Genomic DNA, 17,971 nt, shown 5'->3' with positions numbered 1-17,971 from the left:
TTACCCCTCCAAAAATTGTTTTAGAATTACGGCTAGTTTTTGTTTCCAAAGGAATTTTATACAAAAAAGTAATAGTATCTTGTCATTTCCTGAAATTAGGGCAAAAAAAAACAACCGGACACAGATCATCCAATTGTATCTATAGCCGATTGATTATTTTCTGTCGTATTCATTTCATGATGCTTTTTAGATAAGGCATGCGCTTGCTTTACCTTTTTTAAACCAAGCCACCACAGAAAGAGCATAAACGGAATAATATAATATATCCATTTTGTCTTTGACAATAAAATGTAATCATAAAATCCATGAAGTAGTAAAGGGATTGTGAAAGAATATATTAATGCTTGCTTCATCTTGCGATCAAGTGAGAATTTGGCCTTACCTAAATAATAGCCCATAATTACCCCAAATAATGCATGACTTGAAACCGGTAGTAATGCTCTTCCAAAAGCAGTTCCGACACCATCAGCAATTAAATATAAAATATTTTCAACGGTTGCGAATCCTAAAGAAACACTAGCACCATAAACAATTCCATCATATGGTTCACTAAAATCCCCATGCTGATACACAACAAAAAAGAGGATAAACCATTTAAAAAATTCCTCTAATAATGCTATATTTATAAAAGCGTTAAAAATATTACCTTGTAAAATTTGCTCAATATCCAAAACATGCTGAATAAACATGATTGGAAACGTAAGAAATGCACCAAATAAAAAGGCCTTAAATACTAGTAGTACAGGCTCTAATTCATATTGATCTTTTAAATAAAAATAACTTAAAAGTGCTAAACCTGGTGCAATTCCTGCTGATAATATTACCAGCATTTTTCTGCCTCATTTCTTTTTCATTTTCTTAATCGTATCATGTATACTATAGAAAGAAAATAACCTTTTCAAAATTTGGAAAAGTATTGCTTTATTTGGGGGAATTTTTATGAAAAAAAATATATTGGTCATTCACACTGGTGGAACCATTTCTATGTATGAGGATGGGGAAACTGGTGCAGTTAAACCCGGCGAAGAAAATCCTTTATCAGCTCAAACAAAAGGACTTTCTAATCTTGCTAATTTAATCGTAAAAGAGCCATTTAATTTACCTTCACCACATATTACAATGACAGAAATGCTAAAATTAAAGGAATTAATCATAAATGAAACGAAAGAAAATACTATTGATGGGGTTGTCATTACTCATGGAACAGATACTCTAGAGGAAACTGCTTATTTTCTTGACCTTACCACTGGACTTGAGCTCCCTATAGTAGTAACTGGGGCAATGAGGTCTAGTAATGAAATCGGTTCTGATGGATTATATAATTTAATTACGTCTATAAGAGTAGCTGCCTGTGAAGAAGCAAAAGGTAAAGGTGTACTAGTTGTATTAAATGATGAAATTCATACCGCAAAAAACGTTACAAAAACACATACAAGTAATTTGTCAACATTTCAAAGTCCACAGTTCGGACCAATTGGAATCATATCAAAGCCAGGTATATTTTTCCATAATGCACCGACACATAAGGAATACTATCCTATCGATAGCATTACAAAAAATGTAGCATTACTCAAAGCACATGCCGGAATGGACTCTTTATTATTTAAAGCTATTTTAGATTTAAACTATGATGGTCTTGTAATCGAAGCATTAGGACAAGGGAATTTGCCGCCAGCAACTGTAGAAGGAATTAAGTTACTCATTGAAGCAAATATCCCGACAATCATTGTCTCAAGATGTTTTAATGGCATTGCACAGGATATTTATGGCTATGAAGGTGGAGGAAAACAGCTAAAGGAATTAGGTGCGATCTTTTCTAACGGATTGAATGGGCAAAAAGCTAGAATTAAACTACTTATTGCCCTTTCACAAACAAATAATATGAAAGAAATCGAAGAAATGTTTCATAAAATATAAAAATAGAAGCAGTCCTACAAGTACTTGGTTGTACTTGCTATGACTGCTTCTATTTTTTGAAGTCAATAAGATTACAGATTTCAACGAAACATCATATAGGGTAATACCGAGTGGAATAAGGGAAAAAAGTCTTTTTTTATTCCATCTGCCCCACCCTACCTCTAGTAAGAGATATTTTATTGGTTTTTTTCTTTTAAATAATTGGCGATTAACTCACCATGAAATCGCCCGTTTTCAATAAAGATTTCATTTGCATTATTCCCGGCAGCAAGCACACCTGCGATAAAGATCCCTTCCACATTTGTTTCCATTGTATCCTGATTAAATTCAGGCTTACCTGTCTCAGAATCAATCCTTACTCCCATCTCTTTTATAAAATGATGGTCAGGGTGGTAGCCAATCATTGCAAATACATAATCATTACTTATTTCCTTTATTTCCCCGTTCACTACATATCTCACAGTACCCTCAGTAATTGCTAAAGGCTCTGCATTAAATTCCATTTTTATTTGACCGTTTCGGATTAATGAATCAAATTCTGGTAATATCCAAGGTTTTACACTTTTAGAATACTCCTTCCCTCTATATAATACCGTCACATTCGCACCAGCTTTATGTAATTCAATTGCAGCATCAACAGCTGAATTTTTCCCGCCAATTACCATGACATCCATATCGAAATATGGATGAGCCTCCTTAAAATAATGAAAAACATGTGGGAGAGTTTCTCCAGGAATATTTAATTGGTTAGGATGATCATAATAGCCCGTTGCGATGATTACATACTGTGCTTGATATTCGTTCTTTGATGTTTGAACTTCAAAACTGCCATCTTTCATTTTCTGTACACTTTTGACTGTTTCAAACCTATTAATCCGTAGATTTTTTCTTTTTACGACTTCACGATAATAAACTAATGCATGATTTCTTCTCGGTTTTAAATTTTCGTTAATAAATGGAACCCCACCAATTTCAAGCTTTTCACTAGAGCTGAAGAAAGTCTGATGGGTAGGATAATTGTAAATAGCATTGACAATATTACCTTTTTCGATTACTAATGGATTCATTCCGATTTCTTGTAAAGCAATTGCAGCTGAAAGTCCACATGGGCCTCCTCCAACAATAATACAATTCTCAAACTGCATGTTTTGGTCACCTCTTATACACTATTTTGTTCATGAAAGAACAAAATGTTCCATATTCACTTTTTATATTATTACTAGACAGTACCGAACTGTTAATTAAAATCAAAAAATCTCCCATCCATAATGATAGGAGATTTTCTATTTTCATGCAATGATTTAAAATGATATGGAAAAGTCCATGTATAATTCGTTTAAATCCAACCTCTAAAGCGAGAAGCTTCTGCAGATTTTCTAACACCAACCATATATGCAGCTAGTCTCATATCGACTCTTCTCGTCTCAGCAGTATTGTAAACATTTTCAAATGACTGCACTAAGACTTTTTCAAGTTTCTCATCTATTTCTTCCTCTGTCCAATAGTATCCTTGGTTATTCTGTACCCACTCAAAATAAGAAACGGTTACTCCACCAGCAGAGGCTAAAACATCAGGTACTAATAAAATACCACGATCAGTAAGTATTTGTGTCGCTTCTAATGTAGTTGGACCATTAGCAGCTTCTACAACAATTTGTGCACGAATATTATGTGCATTTTCTTCTGTTATTTGATTTTCAATAGCAGCAGGGACTAAAATATCACAATCTAATTCTAGTAATTCTTTATTTGAAATGGTATTGTCAAAAAGCTTTGTTACTGTACCAAAGCTATCACGACGGTCAAGTAAGTAGTCAATATCTAAACCATTAGGATCATAAAGGGCACCATATGCATCTGAGATTCCGATGACTTTTGCTCCTGCATCATGCATGAACTTCGATAGGAAGCTTCCTGCATTTCCGAATCCCTGTACAACAACACGAGCACCTTCTAAATTAATACCGCGTTTTTTTGCTGCTTCGCGAATACAGATGGTTACTCCTTTAGCTGTAGCAGTTTCACGACCGTGAGATCCACCTAATACTAATGGTTTACCAGTAATAAAACCTGGTGAATTAAATTCATCGATTCTGCTATACTCGTCCATCATCCATGCCATAATTTGAGAGTTTGTGAAAACATCCGGAGCAGGAATATCCTTTGTTGGTCCTACGATTTGGCTAATTGCTCGAACATATCCACGACTTAATGCCTCAAGTTCACGAAATGACATTTCACGAGGGTCGCAAATGATTCCTCCTTTACCGCCACCATACGGTAAGTTAACAATTCCACATTTTAATGTCATCCAAATTGATAACGCTTTTACTTCTTTTTCAGAAACATTCGGATGGAAACGTATCCCACCTTTTGTTGGACCCACAGCATCATTGTGTTGGGCACGATACCCCGTAAAGATTTTTACAGAGCCATCATCCATTCGAACAGGTATTTTTACTGTTAGCATACGGATTGGTTCTTTTAGAAGCTCATATACTTCTTCAGGGTACCCTAGTTTTTCTAGTGCCTTATGAATTACTGTTTGTGTTGATTTTAAAACATCATGCTTTTCGTCAAATGCTTGATTATCTGCACCCAAATCGGCTGCCATTGTTGCAAACCTCCTAAAAATCACTCGTTGATGTGTATCATCCTTTCAGACATAGTATACACTTTTACTGCATTTATGCAAGACTTAAAATTATACTTTTTAAATTTTTGCAAACGCTATCAAACTAGATTTAGATTTGCTTAGTAAAACTGACAAAAAATAGGGCAATAGAAAAAATTCTCATCGCCCCATTTATGGTTGTTATTGGTTGAAATAACTTAAAAGTACCGGTAAAGCATTATTTTCAATAATCACCATTCCATATTCCTCTACCATTTCTATAGACATAGTTGATTCAATTCCATACTCTTCACAAAGTACATTTACTGCCTTAGTATTTGGTATCTTAAGATAATATTGATCTTCGAAAACCATTAATTTACTATTCAAACGTATTTGCAAATTTTCAAAGCATTGTGCAAGTTGAATAACATCTTCAATTGATTCAAAGCAAAAAACACTATCTGGAATAAATGTTGGAATTAAATGATTCGTTGATTGCTCTTCATTCATTGATTTCTCATCCATAGTTAATATTAAAACAATTTCCATTGAACTTAGTGAGAATATTTCAATTGAGATCGTATCGGTAATTTCACACTGATATTCTTTTTTTGCAATTTCAACCATCTCATCAAAAAGGTCATACCATATAAATGATTCAAACTCATCTGTTAAAAATCCTTTATCAGATAACTCTTCAAATGTAATCGAGTATTTTATTTTATTTCGTGATAATCGTTCTAATTTCATTTATTTCCGCCCCCTGATATGGCTTCTATGACCATACTATGTAAAAATGGGGAGAAAGTTCATTTTAAAGTAATGATATGGGCTTCAGGTTTGGCACCAAGTCTTAAAGGAAATAATGATGTTCCGTAACCATTGCTTACTAATTGAATGATATCTGAGTATTTATACACCCCACCTTTTTTATAAGGTGTATAACCTAAAATACGGATCTGGCCACCGTGCGTATGTCCACTAAGAATAAATGAGATTGTATCAAAATCAAACATTTTTTGAGTAATATCAGGGTTATGACTCAATAAAATTTGAAAACATGGTTCACTAATCTTTGCCATTGCTTTATGTAAATCATCCTGCTCTTGCGAGATATCATCAATTCCAATAATCGCAATTTTTTCTCCTGCTTTTGATTGGAGAAAATCAACATCATTCCTCAGCATTTTCACATCATATTTCTTAAAAATACGAAATAATTTAGCTTCATCAATTTCATAATCATTATTTCCCCATATAAAATAAATTGGACCAAGCATTTTTAATTTGCGAAGATTTTCATCGATTCTTGTCAGTGGAACACCTTGTTCAGCTAAGTCACCACCAATTATTACAAAATCTACCTTCCCTAAAGACTGCTTAATGATAGATGAATGAATATTACGCCGGTGTATATCAGAAATGAAAAACAGTCTAAGCTTCTTAAAAGATTTTGGAAAATTATTAAATTCAAATGTATGATATTGAACATTATTCTGAAAAGCTTCTGTCACCATATAAACTACTAGTAATACTCCAGCAATTATTACCATCATAAAAATTAACCAATAAATCATGTTTTCCTCCAATAATTTGGATCAATTACTAATAAATCATACCATAAATGTTGGTAATCGACACAATTGCAAGCAATTTTTCCACTTATCCTATTAACTCATCTTTTTAATTAGAGCTGCGGCAAATCAAAACCACCAGTGTGAACTGGTGGTTTGCTCTGCGGCTGAAAGCCTATGTTACCGGCCTTGGCCTAAAAGGCCCACTGAGAGGGTTTCCCGCCTGCACCACATTCACTCACTAATTCTAAAGAATTTCTTTATTTCTTCTTATTTTTCTCTCCTGTAAATGGGTCATATTCCTCGAATAATGTTAATTGATCACCCATATAGTCTTCCTTTAGCTGATTTCTAATGTATTCTTGTATTTGTTTCTTATTTCTGCCTACTGTATCAACATAGAAGCCCCTACACCAGAATTTCCGATTTCCGTATCGATACTTCAAATTGGCATGTCGATCAAATATCATGAGGCTACTTTTTCCTTTTAAATAACCCATGAATTGAGATACACTTAATTTAGGTGGAATACTGACTAACATATGAATGTGATCTGGACAGGCATTTGCTTCATGAATTATTACACCTTTCCGTTCACATAAATCTCGTATGATTTGCCCAATGCTCTTTTTATATTTTCCATAAATAATCTGCCTTCTGTACTTTGGGGCAAAAACTATGTGATACTTACAATTCCATGTTGTGTGTGCTAAACTATTCATGTCCTTCACAGGGCATACCTCCTTCTATGGTGAGATGAAGTGGTCGGGAAACCAACTTTATCTTACCCTGAAGTGAGGTTTTTTTATTACCACGCTATAAGCTCTCTGGAACCCCCGGCATAGCCAGGGGTTTTCTAAACCATAAAAAAAGGCAGTTGACCATTTAAGATCAACTGCCTCTTTTATTTAATCTTCAGTAATATTTAAGATTCTAAATCCTGCATCTTCTAAACTATCCGTAAACTTTTTAATATTATCTCGTTTTTCTATTTTTAAAATAATTCTTCTTACCAATTTATCTGTTTCATCAAACGTTACTAAAGAGATTACTGATTCATGATACTGCTGTATAATATTAGCTAATCTTGCAATTCTACCTTCTACTTCCACTGAACTAAATGCAATCCGAATCCCTGGACGTTTAATTCCAAAGGCACTTTGGAATTGTTCGATTACATCAAATCTAGTTACAACTCCTAGAAATTTTCTATTCTCATCTACTACCGCAAATAAAGGAAAATCCTTCAATTCAACTAATGTATTTTCAAAAATTTCATTACCCTGGAAAAAGATTTCCTGATGGGTTGCAATTTCCTTTACCTTTACTGTTTTTAAATACTCTTCTTTATTGAGCTCTGAATTAAAATAATTCCTATATATATGATAATGCGTAATCATACCTACATATTCATCCCCATTTAAGACAGGCAAACCATCAACTTGCTTTTTTCTTAGTACTTCCAATGCTTCTTCAATTGAATCTTCAGCATGAACATAAAAGCATTGAGATTTTGGAATCATAATATTTTTTGCGAACATCACTTTCACCTCATAAGATAGATTTCACCATGAATATATATTCTACAAACAATGAAATATTCCCTTTATGTAGATTCGCTTTTTTGCTTAAATATACATTTTTATTTTATTGTCTTTATTTTAATGACATGTAGGACAAATCTCTCCCATAAAATTAAATGATGACAAATACAAGGAGGGAAGAAGATGCATTCATTTTATAAAAGTTACAAACCTTATATTAGTCCATTTGATCCTTGTCCACCGATAAAGGTAAAAACCTATTCAACACCACCCAATTTATATATGGGCTTTCAACCACCAAATTTACCACAATTCCCACCATTAGAAGCATTAAGAAAAGGAACACTTTGGCAACCATTATATGATCCTTACTATAGTCCGTATGAACGAGCAAAGGAGTGAACCGAGTGATGAAACAAGTACCTCCTGAATATTATCAAAAACTTGAGGAACTTCAGGCTATTGATTTTGTAATAGTTGAATTGACATTGTATTTGGACACTCATCCAAAAGACCAGGATGCTGTTCAACAATACAACCAATTTGTACACCACAGAAAGAAACTAAAAAAGGAGTTTGAAAAGCTGTTTGGACCGCTGACTAACTTTGGTTATAGTTATTCTGATTATCCATGGAATTGGAAGGATGCACCTTGGCCATGGCAAGTTTAAATAGACTAATAATAAATACAAAGGAGTGAAGATCATTCATGTGGGTTTATGAGAAAAAGCTCCAGTACCCAGTTAAAGTTGGTCAATGTAACCCAATGCTTGCAAAATTCTTAATTGAGCAATACGGCGGTGCGGATGGAGAACTTGCTGCAGCACTTCGTTATTTAAACCAAAGATATACAATCCCGGATAAAGTTATAGGGTTACTAACAGATATTGGAACTGAGGAATTTGCTCATCTTGAAATGATTGCAACGATGGTGTACAAATTAACAAAGGATGCAACACCTGATCAAATGAAAGCAGCAGGTTTGGGTGCACATTATGCAGACCATGATAAAGCTCTTTATTATGAAAATGCTGCAGGAGTACCTTGGACAGCTGCACATATCCAAGCTAAAGGTGATCCCATTGCTGATTTATACGAAGATATTGCTGCGGAAGAAAAAGCTCGGGCGACTTATCAATGGATAATTAATATGAGTGATGATCCTGATATTAATGATACTTTAAGGTTTTTAAGGGAGCGTGAAGTAGTTCATTCTCAGCGATTCCGTGAGGCAGTTGAAATATTAAAAGAAGAAAGAGGAAAGAAAAAAATATTTTAAATATTTCATATTCCTCTATTTACTTTCATGGTATAAATTTATATTAAACTTTGCTTTCATGATTTCAAAAACTATATATCTAGAAGCCCAAGCATCATTTTTCCATAAATCTTTACTACGATCAACAATTTCACATCTTAATTCATGATACTCTTTTTCAGCTTTTTCTTTTTTATCATATAGCACCTTTGTCGCTCCGAATAATCCTATAGCAAGAAAAATAAATAGCAAATGTGTATTGTCTCCCACCAGAATAGAAAAGATCTCTGAAAATGAATACGAATATGGTTCAAGAATACGATAATATAAAAAATAAAGACATCCAAAACTGTAAAATACGCTAATTGTTAAAAGCAATATATGTTGCTGCTTTAAACGATCAAATTTTATTTTCCTGTTGACAAGATTTTGCAGCATTTGTTTTGTAGCTTGGTCAGTTTGCTTAAGTGATAAAATAGTAGATTCCATGGCAACTCCCCCTTTCAAATTCATTGTATGAACCAGTCCAAATAGGTATACCAAAAAAAGAGGTTCACTTAATTTTTAATTGAGGGGAAAGTCACCAATGCCATATTTTTAGGGTGATCGGATTGAGACTACCTTTCACCCTAATACACTTTAAACTTATTAAGGAAGATGAATTTCCAACACTTGGCCAACAATGATGCCATCATTCGATAGATCATTCCATTGTTTAATAAGATCTATCCCTGATTTGGAATGATAGTATTTTAACGCTATGCTATACAATGTTTCATTTGGTTGAACAGTGTGAAAAATAATTTTTTGGTCTTCGTTATTTGTCTGTGAATTGGTTTCAATATCTATTTTTTCGGCGACAGAATCATCTTGAGTCTCTTGTTCACCACTATTTTTATTTTCATTCGAGCCACTGTTATTGTATGTATTAGGTTGCTTGGCCTGTTTTTCTCCCGCTGACACAATCTCATAAGGAACCTCTTCCCCAGCCATTTTCGCACCTAAATCAAGAAAAAATGATTTTTTTAGTATAAATGTATATAGTGAAAAACTAATAATTGGTAATAAAATAAAAAAAGTTAAAAGTACTCTTAATAATGGGAAAGTCATTTTCCTTTTTTTCTTTTTTCTTTGTTTATTTCTTGAACCGTGTAATTCACTTCTAGTAGGTAGACGATGCACATCTTCATTTTCTTCTATATTCGTTTCATCCATCTTTATCTTTTCAATTTTCTTTCGATGGATCTCAATTGGATCTTTATATGGATCCGTCCTCATTTTTCATCACTTCCACTGCACTTTACTTAATTGTCTTGTTATTATATTTGATACTTAAACCAAGCAAAAAATCAACAATAAAATGCATGACGATTGTTGTCACAACATTATGGTCAGAAATCTCGTAAACCAAGCCCATCAAAAAACTTAAAACTACAATGTTTACGATCAAAAACCAATGTCCCCAGTACCGAATATGTGCAATTGCAAAAACGATACTAGCAATAACCATTCCGAAATTCGTTTGAATGACTCCTCTAAATAGGAGCTCCTCACTGAATGCAATGACTGCTGCTAAAAAAAGAATCTCAAGGAATGAGCGGTCTTTAAATATTTTTTCATTTACCCCACCATCGTCATAATAATGTTGAGGTAGAACTCTCATCAAAATAAGATCTAATATAACGATGATAATCCCACTGACAACTCCCAATGATAGGATAGATGAATTTACTTTAAATAAATGAAAAAACGATTGATAATCGTGAAATAAAAAAATAGACGAGATGATAGAAATTGTTAAGATTATCACTTGTGTAATATATAAATGGAAAGTTAGTTCCCGTTTCGACAACTGCTTTATTACATCTGATTGTTTGTTTTTTCTCATTATTTTTCGCCTCTCAGCAATAAATGACCTAGCATGGACTGCCAAGTTTTCTGTTGCTCCTCATTAATTGACTCTACTATTTCCATTTCAAACTCTTCCATCTGGATGCCACAATTATCACAACAGTTGTGAATCTGAAGGGTTTGGGTTTCATTAAAATACTCTAATATATCTTTTCGACGGCATGAGGTTGATTTTAACCATTTTATCATATCTTTCAGTTTTAATTGTTTATATTGAATCCTACTATCTCGGATTTTTTTCACTTTGTTAATCAATATAGACTGTTCTTCTGATAACTTACTATAATATATTAAAAAACGATGCTGTATTTCAGATAAGTTTAAAAGATCCACATGCTTTTTTCTTTCATCAGATAGATTATAAAACTGTTCTATTTGAGAATCAGTTGGCAGTTCTTGATCGAACATTTGTAATGGTAATAATTCATCCCCTGAAGCATATAAAAGAATGGCTATGCTCTGTTCTCCATCTCTACCTGCACGACCAATCTCCTGTAAATAAGACTCTAATTGATATGGCATATGAAAATGAATGACAAAGCGAATATTATCCTTATTTACCCCCATTCCAAATGCACTTGTTGCACAAATTATCTGTATCTGATCATGTAAAAATTGTTGCTGTATCAGTATTCTTTGCTCTTGCTCCATTCCCGCATGATAAGCTGCTATATTACCTATGCCCTCATTGCGAAGCAATTGAGCAATTTCTTCTGCTAGACGCTTACTTGAAAAATAGATAATGCCAGGCTTTTGTAGATGTTTAACCAAATATAAAAGTTTTTTAACCTTCATTTGATGGTTCCTAACTTTATCCACAGTTAATGAAATATTCGGGCGATCCACAGAGAATATTAATTGATTTACTCTTTTTAATCGCAAATATTTAATGATATCTTCACGTACTTCTTCTGTGGCTGTAGCAGTTAAAGCTAATGTAACCGGATTCCCAAGTAATGCTCGTACCTCATGTAAATTTAAATAATCTGGTCTAAAATCATGACCCCATTGTGAAATACAATGTGCTTCATCTACTACAAATAGAGTGATATTCAAATTCTTAATCTTTTCTAATACAAATTCATTTGTCAGCATTTCGGGTGAAATATAAATAAAACGATATAAATGTAATGTATTTAGTAATTTTTTTCGTTCTTGAAATGTAAGAAATGAATTCAATGCAATTACCTTTTTTTCTCCCATCATCCGAAATTGATCTACTTGATCCTGCATTAAGGACAATAATGGAGAGACGATTAAAACAGCACCTGTCATTAAATAACCCGGTAACTGATAACAAAGAGATTTTCCGGTACCTGTTGGCAATAATGCCAATGTATCCTTGCCGTTTAAAACCGAAGAAATGACATCCTCCTGCCCCGTACGAAATGAAGAAAAACCAAAATGATTATATAATTCATCAGTTAAGTTCATTGCCATTCCCCTTGTTTTTTGCTAATGCTAATCGAATTTGAAAATATGATACCTCTTGTATTACTTCTTTAATTGGCTTTAGCTTTTTTTTCCCTACGATTGCCGCTGTTTGAATAATTTCAGTTTCTAATTCCTTTGATAAATATGGTGAAACATCCAAATCTACTTGATTTAGCAAAATTTCAATTACATGGTCTTCAATTGTATTCGTTTTAAGTTTACGTAATATCGCTACTTCTTGAATCGAATGCCCGTTTTTTAATAATAAATAGGTTTCTTTCGTAGAATTTGTTAGAGGAACGGATTGATGGCTGTCTTTTATAAGCGAAAATAATAGCGGATATTCCGAATTATTCTGCAAAATTGTACCGAGCATAAAATGCAGTAAATGGATAAAACGATACCAATATTCCGTATACTCCATTCCGAAATATTCAGCGGATTGCTCTATCGTTAAGCCGACCTGTTGATTCCCTGTCAAACGAATGAGGAATAATTCCGGTTTTTCCGGAGGTTCCTGTTTAAAAATGGAAGATAACTCATGAAATAATTTTATACTTATCTCTTGTTTTGAAAATTGTGATTGCTTCAAAAAGGATTTAATCCAAATTTGTGTATCTGGATCCCTGACAATTGGATAGTATTTTTGTATATCATGAATTGAATTTGAAAGAACCTGAACAAATAATGTCAGCCGTCTCCAGAAAATGATTCCTACATCTTGGTATTTCAATCCGTTTAAGTATGAAGGAAATGTATCTTTTTCAAAAAAAACAGCTAATTCCTGACATCCTTTTTCAGAAAGGACGAACTTTAGTTCATCTTGTTGAGTAATGAATCCATTTTGATAAAGATCATGGATGATCTCATCAAATACATTCCGTTGTAGATTGGGAAAGGTTTGAAAAAAAACACCTAAATTAAATAAGTGAGCATCCTGAATCGTCTGAGATGACTTCTTACCTTTAAGTAAATGGTAAATGGAATAAACTGTACGTGCTCCTTCTATTCTTTGTAATTGAACTAATACGATAGCATGTAAAAACGTCATTATGTTTTTACCTCTTTGTCTTTTTATGTCTAATTTTATCATGAATGATAAAGCTATTGTTGATTATTTTTATGAACAAATTAAGAAACAGAAACTATCTATTGAAAAGTTGCTAGATGAGTTTTATTATTAGGATTGTATGAATAATAATGTTTCACATTTATATAGCTCCCAGATCAATGGGTATAGATAGATATTAGGAGGTCTTTTTTCATGCCAAAATATACAATAGTTGACCAGGATACATGTATTGCCTGCGGTGCCTGTGGTGCTGCTGCACCAGATATATATGATTATGATGACGAAGGAATTGCCTATGTGATTCTAGACAATAATAAAGGTGAAGTAGAGGTCCCTGAAATTTTAGAGGATGACCTTATTGATGCTTTCGAGGGATGTCCTACAGATTCAATCAAAATGGCTGATGAACCGTTTGATGGTGACCCACTTAAATTTGAATAATAATAAAAAAGCAAGTGCTAAAGCACTTGCTTTACGTATTTTTAAGGATAGTTTGTTTATTAATCCAATTTTGCATTTTTGAAAACAATAGCATAAATATAATAGCTACTAAAATACCTTTTACGAAATTAAACGGAAGAATTCCAGCAAGAATGTATTCTTTTACATTAGGTACTTGGAAATTCATTAAAGCTAGATATGCAGGTAGTATGACAAAATAATTTAATATACTCATCATTACTGCCATAGAAATCGTACCGACAAACAAAGCTAAAGTCATTCCTTTTTTCGTTTTCATTCGTTGGTATATATAATAAGTTGGAAGTACAAATAAAAGACCTGCAAAAAGATTAGCAATATGACCAATTGGAATCCCTGTTTCACTACCTGTCGTAAGGAAATCCAATAAATTTTTTATAAGTTCCACTAATAAGGCTCCGATAGGTCCGAAGATTAGTGCGGCGATCAATGCAGGTATATCGCTAAAATCTACGGTTAAATAATTCGGAAATGGCGGAATTGGAATTTTTATCAACATGATGACATACGCTAAACTACTTAATACCGCAATACTTACAAATGATTTTAAACCTAATTTTTTCATACTTTCTCTCTCCTTATGAGATCCATCTCTTGTCAGAAGAAAGTTGCCTATTTTTGAGCATAAATAAACCCTCAAGGAAAGAACCTTGAGGGAGAAAAAGGCATGCTCAATAAGCGTTCAAAACCTGCATTTTTTGAACGCTAAGAGACTGTCTATCGAAGGGTTACCCTTTATAGACTGCTCTAGGCACCTCCATCTTCTCCCATCCAGACTGTACTGTCGGCTTTGGAATCACACCAAATCCTGCCTTATTATTCTAAGGCTCGCGGGCTAAAAGCATGTATGAGCTTTATTACCGCCGGTCGGGATTTTCACCCTGCCCCGAAGATGAATCGTATTTTTTTTACATTTTAAATTATATCCCATCACGATACAATAGGGAAGTAAAATGATTCTAAAAAGTTTTTTTAAAGGATCCATTTCTTAAACATCGTTGCTATTTAAGTAAAGTTATAACAAGAAAATATCAACTGATGATCGCTAACGTTGAAAAATCAGCATCACTATAGGAAACTCTAGAATTCTTTATTGCGAGTAAAATCCGATAAATGTGCCTTTACAAAAGCAATAAACTATACGAAAACAGCCTTTTTATCATTAAGATGGATTGCTTTTCGATTATTATGTATGCTTAATGACGATTTTTTGCTTAGTATGAATTAAATCCTTGTTAGAAATATTATTCCATGACAGTAATTGATCAATTGTTACATCAAATTTCCTAGATATTTTACTTAATGTATCCCCTGATTGAACGATATACATTTCCTCTTTATCATTGTTAGATGATAAGAAGTTATCTACATAAATTGGTTGACCTTTTTCTATCGATTGATTACCAATAATTTCTGCTAAAAAATGTGTAATAATGACCTTTCGATCAGCGATCGGTTTTGCAGTCAGATTTAGTGTTAATTGTTCTTCCTTTTGTTTTTCTTTTTGTACTTCCTGTAAATTACCTGCCACATCAATGACACGGTAAGGATCATGATTCAGCGCAAATACAAATTGTCCTATCTCTCCTTCACCAAATACAGTAAATGGATCGATTGCATTTACTTTGTCAATGGTCCATTCGCCTTTATGAATTTCAAAATGAAGGTGAACTCCAGTGGAATTACCTGTATTACCCATTTTTCCGATTTCATCACCTTTTCCAACAATTTGTCCTTCAGCTACCATCCGATTTTGCAAATGAGCATAAACGGTCTCAAAACCATTGTCATGATGGATAAAAATAACATTCCCATATGATGGAGAATAGTATGACCGAATGACTTTTCCTCCTTCTACAGCATAAACAGCTGATTGATATTCCCCAGCAATATCCAAACCTTTATGGATGCCACTTCTAGAATCAAATACATCCGAAATTTCCCCTTCTGCAGGAAAGTACCAATCGTCCGTATTTTCATATATATTTATTTCGGCAGCTTGCACTCTTCCGCCTAAAATAAGCATGCTTACACATAAAGCCATGATCGCTACAATTAACATTCTTTTTAAATAATCAAGCATAATTTTCCTCCTCGGATAAACAAACTCTTGCTTAAACTTATATGACTGCTTGTATATTTTTAGAACATATTGTCAAAATCAAGTTTGCTAGAGCGAATCTTATTTTATGCTAAATCAAAGCTTTTATTCAAAACAAAAAACTGATACTTTTAAAAAAAACTATTGTTACGCACAAAAAAAAAGAGGCATTCTATATTTGAGAATGCCTCTTAATTATTATCTTTTTATAGTATATTTATTGGGGGAAATTGGTACCTTAATTGGTTTAGAAAAATCGAATTTCTCCCATTTCATTGGGGAAACATTTTTAAAGAATACCTCTTTATATCCAAAGCTTTTCGCTGTTAACAAAATCCCATCTAGCATTAATTGGTAATCCTCATTACCTTGTGAAAAATCAAGTAACTTATTGAATTCGATATTAAGACTTTTATCATGATTTTCTGTCGCTTTCAGATAAATCTGATTTGGAATGATTGGTTGGTAAAAATCATTTGGTGCTTTTTTCATATTTTCTATAGCGGAATTAAAAGAATTGTATTCCAAATCTGAAGGTACTAAAAGTTTCATACCATTTGTTTGATAGGAGAAATACCCAACATTCACTAACGGCGATACCTTATAAGGTTTTAATAATCCGATATTATTTAATTGGATTGGATCCCCATTTTCATCAGAATAATCAACTTCTTTAATATGATTTAGAAACGAAAAACTGTATTGTAAAATACGAGTTAAATTTTGTTCTACATATTCTGGAACTTTCTTCACCTGTTCCTTAGGAACGGTAATGTGGAGTTTCTTCTCATTTTGAATATATTGTACTTTCCCAGGAATATTGGGTAAACTAGCAAACCCCCATTGTTCTAGTGGTAAGGCTTCAGCAGTTTGCAAATAATTAGTAAACCAATCAATATCCGATTTGGAAACCTCCACACTTATTGGTACTAGGATAGCGTCTTTCGTAAAAACTCCATAGGTAAACATATCATTTTGTTGCAAATCTTGTTCATATATCGCTAGCGTGCTTTTCTCATTAATCGTACGTGTAGAAAACTCACTAACTATTCCTTCATCTGGACTGGCATCTCTTTTCTCTGAGTAAGAAAACTGCGAATTATGTTCAATATTTTGCTGATCTTGGTCTATGATTACTTTATTTTCTATTGATTCTTTTTTAGTATCGATTGTAGATTTCGCTATTTCATTAGGATTAGATTGCTTGAAGGAAGATGATATTAACACAACAATGATAGCAAAAGTGGCAATGATGACGGACGGAATCATTAGCATTTTCTTTTTACTTTGTTTTTTTTCTACTTTATATTTTATATTTCTGTAAATTTCCTCAGGACTCCGTTGATCACTCATTTTTGGCATATTCATCAAAAGATTTTTTATATATTCTTCTTCATTTTCAAACTCAGCCATACCGTTGTACTCCCCCTTCCTGACCCTTTTCTACCATCATTTCTCGCAAGATTTTCAGTGTACGATGTTGTGTAATTTTCACTTTACTTTCAGACCATCCAAGTATTTCTGCCGTTTCTGCAATCGTTAATTCATTAAAATAGCGCATAATAATCACCATTTTTTGATCTTGAGTACAATGATCCAAACACTCATATAATTTTCTCATATCATCACTTTGAATAATTATTTCTTCAGGTAAGGCAGACGAATCTTTTAATTGGCTGCGATTCCAGTCAAACGTATCGAATAATTTTTTTTTCCAACTTTTTTGCTTACGAAAATAATCAATTGCTACATTTCGAGCAATGGAAAATAACCACGTTTTTTCTGAGCTTTTTCCTTCAAAATTTTGATACGCTTTTAATACTCTAATATATACCTCTTGAACTAAGTCCTCAGCTAGTTCACGACTTTTTACCATATAAAATAAGAATTGAAAAAGATCGCGATGATATCTTTGATGTAAATCATTGAAAACGGAGTCCATTCATCTCCCTCCTCCGTTATATATTTAGTCGTTATCAATAAGGATAAGTTTCAATTAATTTCGAAAACTATTCCCTTTATGAGTTTATACTACCAAAATCCGAAAAAAAAAGCGCTACATT

At 33.1% G+C, this 17,971-nt stretch carries 21 protein-coding genes and 1 riboswitch; of the genes, 5 read left to right on the top strand and 16 right to left on the bottom strand.

Annotation, left to right across the window (positions count from 1 at the left end):
• Positions 1-125: 125 nt before the first annotated feature.
• The gene (prsW, locus tag MHI39_RS10550) at positions 126-830 is read right to left on the bottom strand and encodes a glutamic-type intramembrane protease PrsW (protein ID WP_058002342.1); all 705 of its coding nucleotides are present in this window, start codon (positions 828-830) and stop codon (positions 126-128) included.
• 109 nt (positions 831-939) lie between these two features.
• On the opposite strand from prsW, the gene MHI39_RS10545 reads away from it, so the two are divergent.
• Positions 940-1,917 carry an asparaginase gene (locus MHI39_RS10545; protein WP_058002341.1) on the top strand — a complete coding sequence of 326 codons (978 nt, stop codon included), beginning with the start codon at positions 940-942 and terminating at the stop codon, positions 1,915-1,917.
• A gap of 176 nt (positions 1,918-2,093) precedes the next feature.
• On the opposite strand, the gene MHI39_RS10540 is transcribed toward MHI39_RS10545, so the two are convergent.
• The 6 genes from MHI39_RS10540 to MHI39_RS10515 all read right to left on the bottom strand — a co-directional run bounded on the left by MHI39_RS10540 (position 2,094) and on the right by MHI39_RS10515 (position 7,649).
• Entirely contained in the window at positions 2,094-3,062 is a 969-nt protein-coding gene (locus MHI39_RS10540) for a YpdA family putative bacillithiol disulfide reductase (RefSeq protein WP_058002340.1), read from the bottom strand.
• Positions 3,063-3,253: 191 nt separating this feature from the next.
• Positions 3,254-4,531, bottom strand: a complete 1,278-nt coding sequence (locus MHI39_RS10535) for a Glu/Leu/Phe/Val dehydrogenase (RefSeq protein ID WP_058002339.1) — start codon at positions 4,529-4,531, stop codon at positions 3,254-3,256.
• Positions 4,532-4,732: 201 nt separating this feature from the next.
• Positions 4,733-5,284, bottom strand: coding sequence for an adaptor protein MecA (locus MHI39_RS10530; protein WP_058002338.1), 552 nt, complete (start codon positions 5,282-5,284; stop codon positions 4,733-4,735).
• 59 nt (positions 5,285-5,343) lie between these two features.
• The gene (locus MHI39_RS10525; protein WP_058002337.1) at positions 5,344-6,111 is read right to left on the bottom strand and encodes a metallophosphoesterase; all 768 of its coding nucleotides are present in this window, start codon (positions 6,109-6,111) and stop codon (positions 5,344-5,346) included.
• A gap of 257 nt (positions 6,112-6,368) precedes the next feature.
• Complete coding sequence (tnpA, locus tag MHI39_RS10520; RefSeq protein ID WP_058006971.1) at positions 6,369-6,830, bottom strand: IS200/IS605 family transposase; 462 nt, start codon at positions 6,828-6,830, stop codon at positions 6,369-6,371.
• 186 nt (positions 6,831-7,016) lie between these two features.
• The gene (locus tag MHI39_RS10515; RefSeq protein ID WP_071976104.1) at positions 7,017-7,649 is read right to left on the bottom strand and encodes a CBS domain-containing protein; all 633 of its coding nucleotides are present in this window, start codon (positions 7,647-7,649) and stop codon (positions 7,017-7,019) included.
• Positions 7,650-7,835: 186 nt separating this feature from the next.
• Between MHI39_RS10515 and MHI39_RS10510 the strand changes: the two genes are divergently transcribed.
• The 3 genes from MHI39_RS10510 to MHI39_RS10500 are packed head-to-tail and all read left to right on the top strand — an operon-like array spanning position 7,836 to position 8,931.
• A complete protein-coding gene (locus MHI39_RS10510; RefSeq protein WP_058002335.1) occupies positions 7,836-8,054 on the top strand; it encodes a spore coat associated protein CotJA in 219 nt (72 codons plus the stop codon).
• Between the two features lie 8 nt (positions 8,055-8,062).
• Positions 8,063-8,323: a spore coat protein CotJB gene (locus tag MHI39_RS10505; RefSeq protein ID WP_058002334.1), complete on the top strand. Its 261-nt coding sequence runs from the start codon at positions 8,063-8,065 to the stop codon at positions 8,321-8,323.
• 38 nt (positions 8,324-8,361) lie between these two features.
• Positions 8,362-8,931: a manganese catalase family protein gene (locus MHI39_RS10500; RefSeq protein ID WP_058002333.1), complete on the top strand. Its 570-nt coding sequence runs from the start codon at positions 8,362-8,364 to the stop codon at positions 8,929-8,931.
• A gap of 15 nt (positions 8,932-8,946) precedes the next feature.
• On the opposite strand, the gene MHI39_RS10495 is transcribed toward MHI39_RS10500, so the two are convergent.
• The 5 genes from MHI39_RS10495 to MHI39_RS10475 form a co-directional block, all read right to left on the bottom strand.
• Positions 8,947-9,399 (bottom strand): YpbF family protein, encoded by a 453-nt coding sequence (locus tag MHI39_RS10495; protein ID WP_058002332.1) that lies wholly within the window; start codon positions 9,397-9,399, stop codon positions 8,947-8,949.
• A 159-nt stretch (positions 9,400-9,558) separates the two neighbouring features.
• The gene (locus MHI39_RS10490; RefSeq protein WP_058002331.1) at positions 9,559-10,188 is read right to left on the bottom strand and encodes a LysM domain-containing protein; all 630 of its coding nucleotides are present in this window, start codon (positions 10,186-10,188) and stop codon (positions 9,559-9,561) included.
• A gap of 22 nt (positions 10,189-10,210) precedes the next feature.
• The gene (locus MHI39_RS10485) at positions 10,211-10,798 is read right to left on the bottom strand and encodes a CPBP family intramembrane glutamic endopeptidase (RefSeq protein ID WP_058002330.1); all 588 of its coding nucleotides are present in this window, start codon (positions 10,796-10,798) and stop codon (positions 10,211-10,213) included.
• Complete coding sequence (locus MHI39_RS10480; RefSeq protein WP_058002329.1) at positions 10,798-12,255, bottom strand: ATP-dependent DNA helicase RecQ; 1,458 nt, start codon at positions 12,253-12,255, stop codon at positions 10,798-10,800. The genes MHI39_RS10485 and MHI39_RS10480 overlap by 1 nt, the downstream gene beginning before the upstream one ends.
• Positions 12,242-13,306 (bottom strand): helix-turn-helix domain-containing protein, encoded by a 1,065-nt coding sequence (locus MHI39_RS10475; protein ID WP_058002328.1) that lies wholly within the window; start codon positions 13,304-13,306, stop codon positions 12,242-12,244. Before MHI39_RS10475 ends, MHI39_RS10480 begins: the two co-directional genes overlap by 14 nt.
• A 213-nt stretch (positions 13,307-13,519) precedes the next feature.
• Here MHI39_RS10475 and MHI39_RS10470 point away from each other — a divergent pair, with 213 nt between their 5' ends.
• Positions 13,520-13,768 carry a ferredoxin gene (locus tag MHI39_RS10470; protein ID WP_058002327.1) on the top strand — a complete coding sequence of 83 codons (249 nt, stop codon included), beginning with the start codon at positions 13,520-13,522 and terminating at the stop codon, positions 13,766-13,768.
• A gap of 31 nt (positions 13,769-13,799) precedes the next feature.
• Here the strand turns inward: MHI39_RS10470 and MHI39_RS10465 are convergent, their stop codons facing one another.
• The 4 genes from MHI39_RS10465 to sigX all read right to left on the bottom strand — a co-directional run bounded on the left by MHI39_RS10465 (position 13,800) and on the right by sigX (position 17,850).
• Positions 13,800-14,372 (bottom strand): ECF transporter S component, encoded by a 573-nt coding sequence (locus tag MHI39_RS10465; protein ID WP_058002326.1) that lies wholly within the window; start codon positions 14,370-14,372, stop codon positions 13,800-13,802.
• A 190-nt stretch (positions 14,373-14,562) separates the two neighbouring features.
• Positions 14,563-14,705, bottom strand: a riboswitch (FMN riboswitch).
• Positions 14,706-14,993: 288 nt separating this feature from the next.
• Positions 14,994-15,890, bottom strand: a complete 897-nt coding sequence (locus MHI39_RS10460; RefSeq protein ID WP_058002325.1) for a M23 family metallopeptidase — start codon at positions 15,888-15,890, stop codon at positions 14,994-14,996.
• 216 nt (positions 15,891-16,106) lie between these two features.
• Positions 16,107-17,321: a hypothetical protein gene (locus MHI39_RS10455; protein ID WP_058002324.1), complete on the bottom strand. Its 1,215-nt coding sequence runs from the start codon at positions 17,319-17,321 to the stop codon at positions 16,107-16,109.
• Positions 17,314-17,850 carry an RNA polymerase sigma factor SigX gene (gene sigX / locus MHI39_RS10450; RefSeq protein ID WP_342541221.1) on the bottom strand — a complete coding sequence of 179 codons (537 nt, stop codon included), beginning with the start codon at positions 17,848-17,850 and terminating at the stop codon, positions 17,314-17,316. Before sigX ends, MHI39_RS10455 begins: the two co-directional genes overlap by 8 nt.
• Between the last annotated feature and the right edge of the window lie 121 nt (positions 17,851-17,971).

The sequence above is a fragment of the Heyndrickxia sp. FSL K6-6286 genome (assembly GCF_038630395.1).
Taxonomy (GTDB): Bacteria; Bacillota; Bacilli; order Bacillales; family Bacillaceae_C; genus Heyndrickxia; species Heyndrickxia oleronia.
Note: the sequence above shows the minus strand (reverse complement) of the source record. Positions and strands in the feature narration are given on the sequence as shown.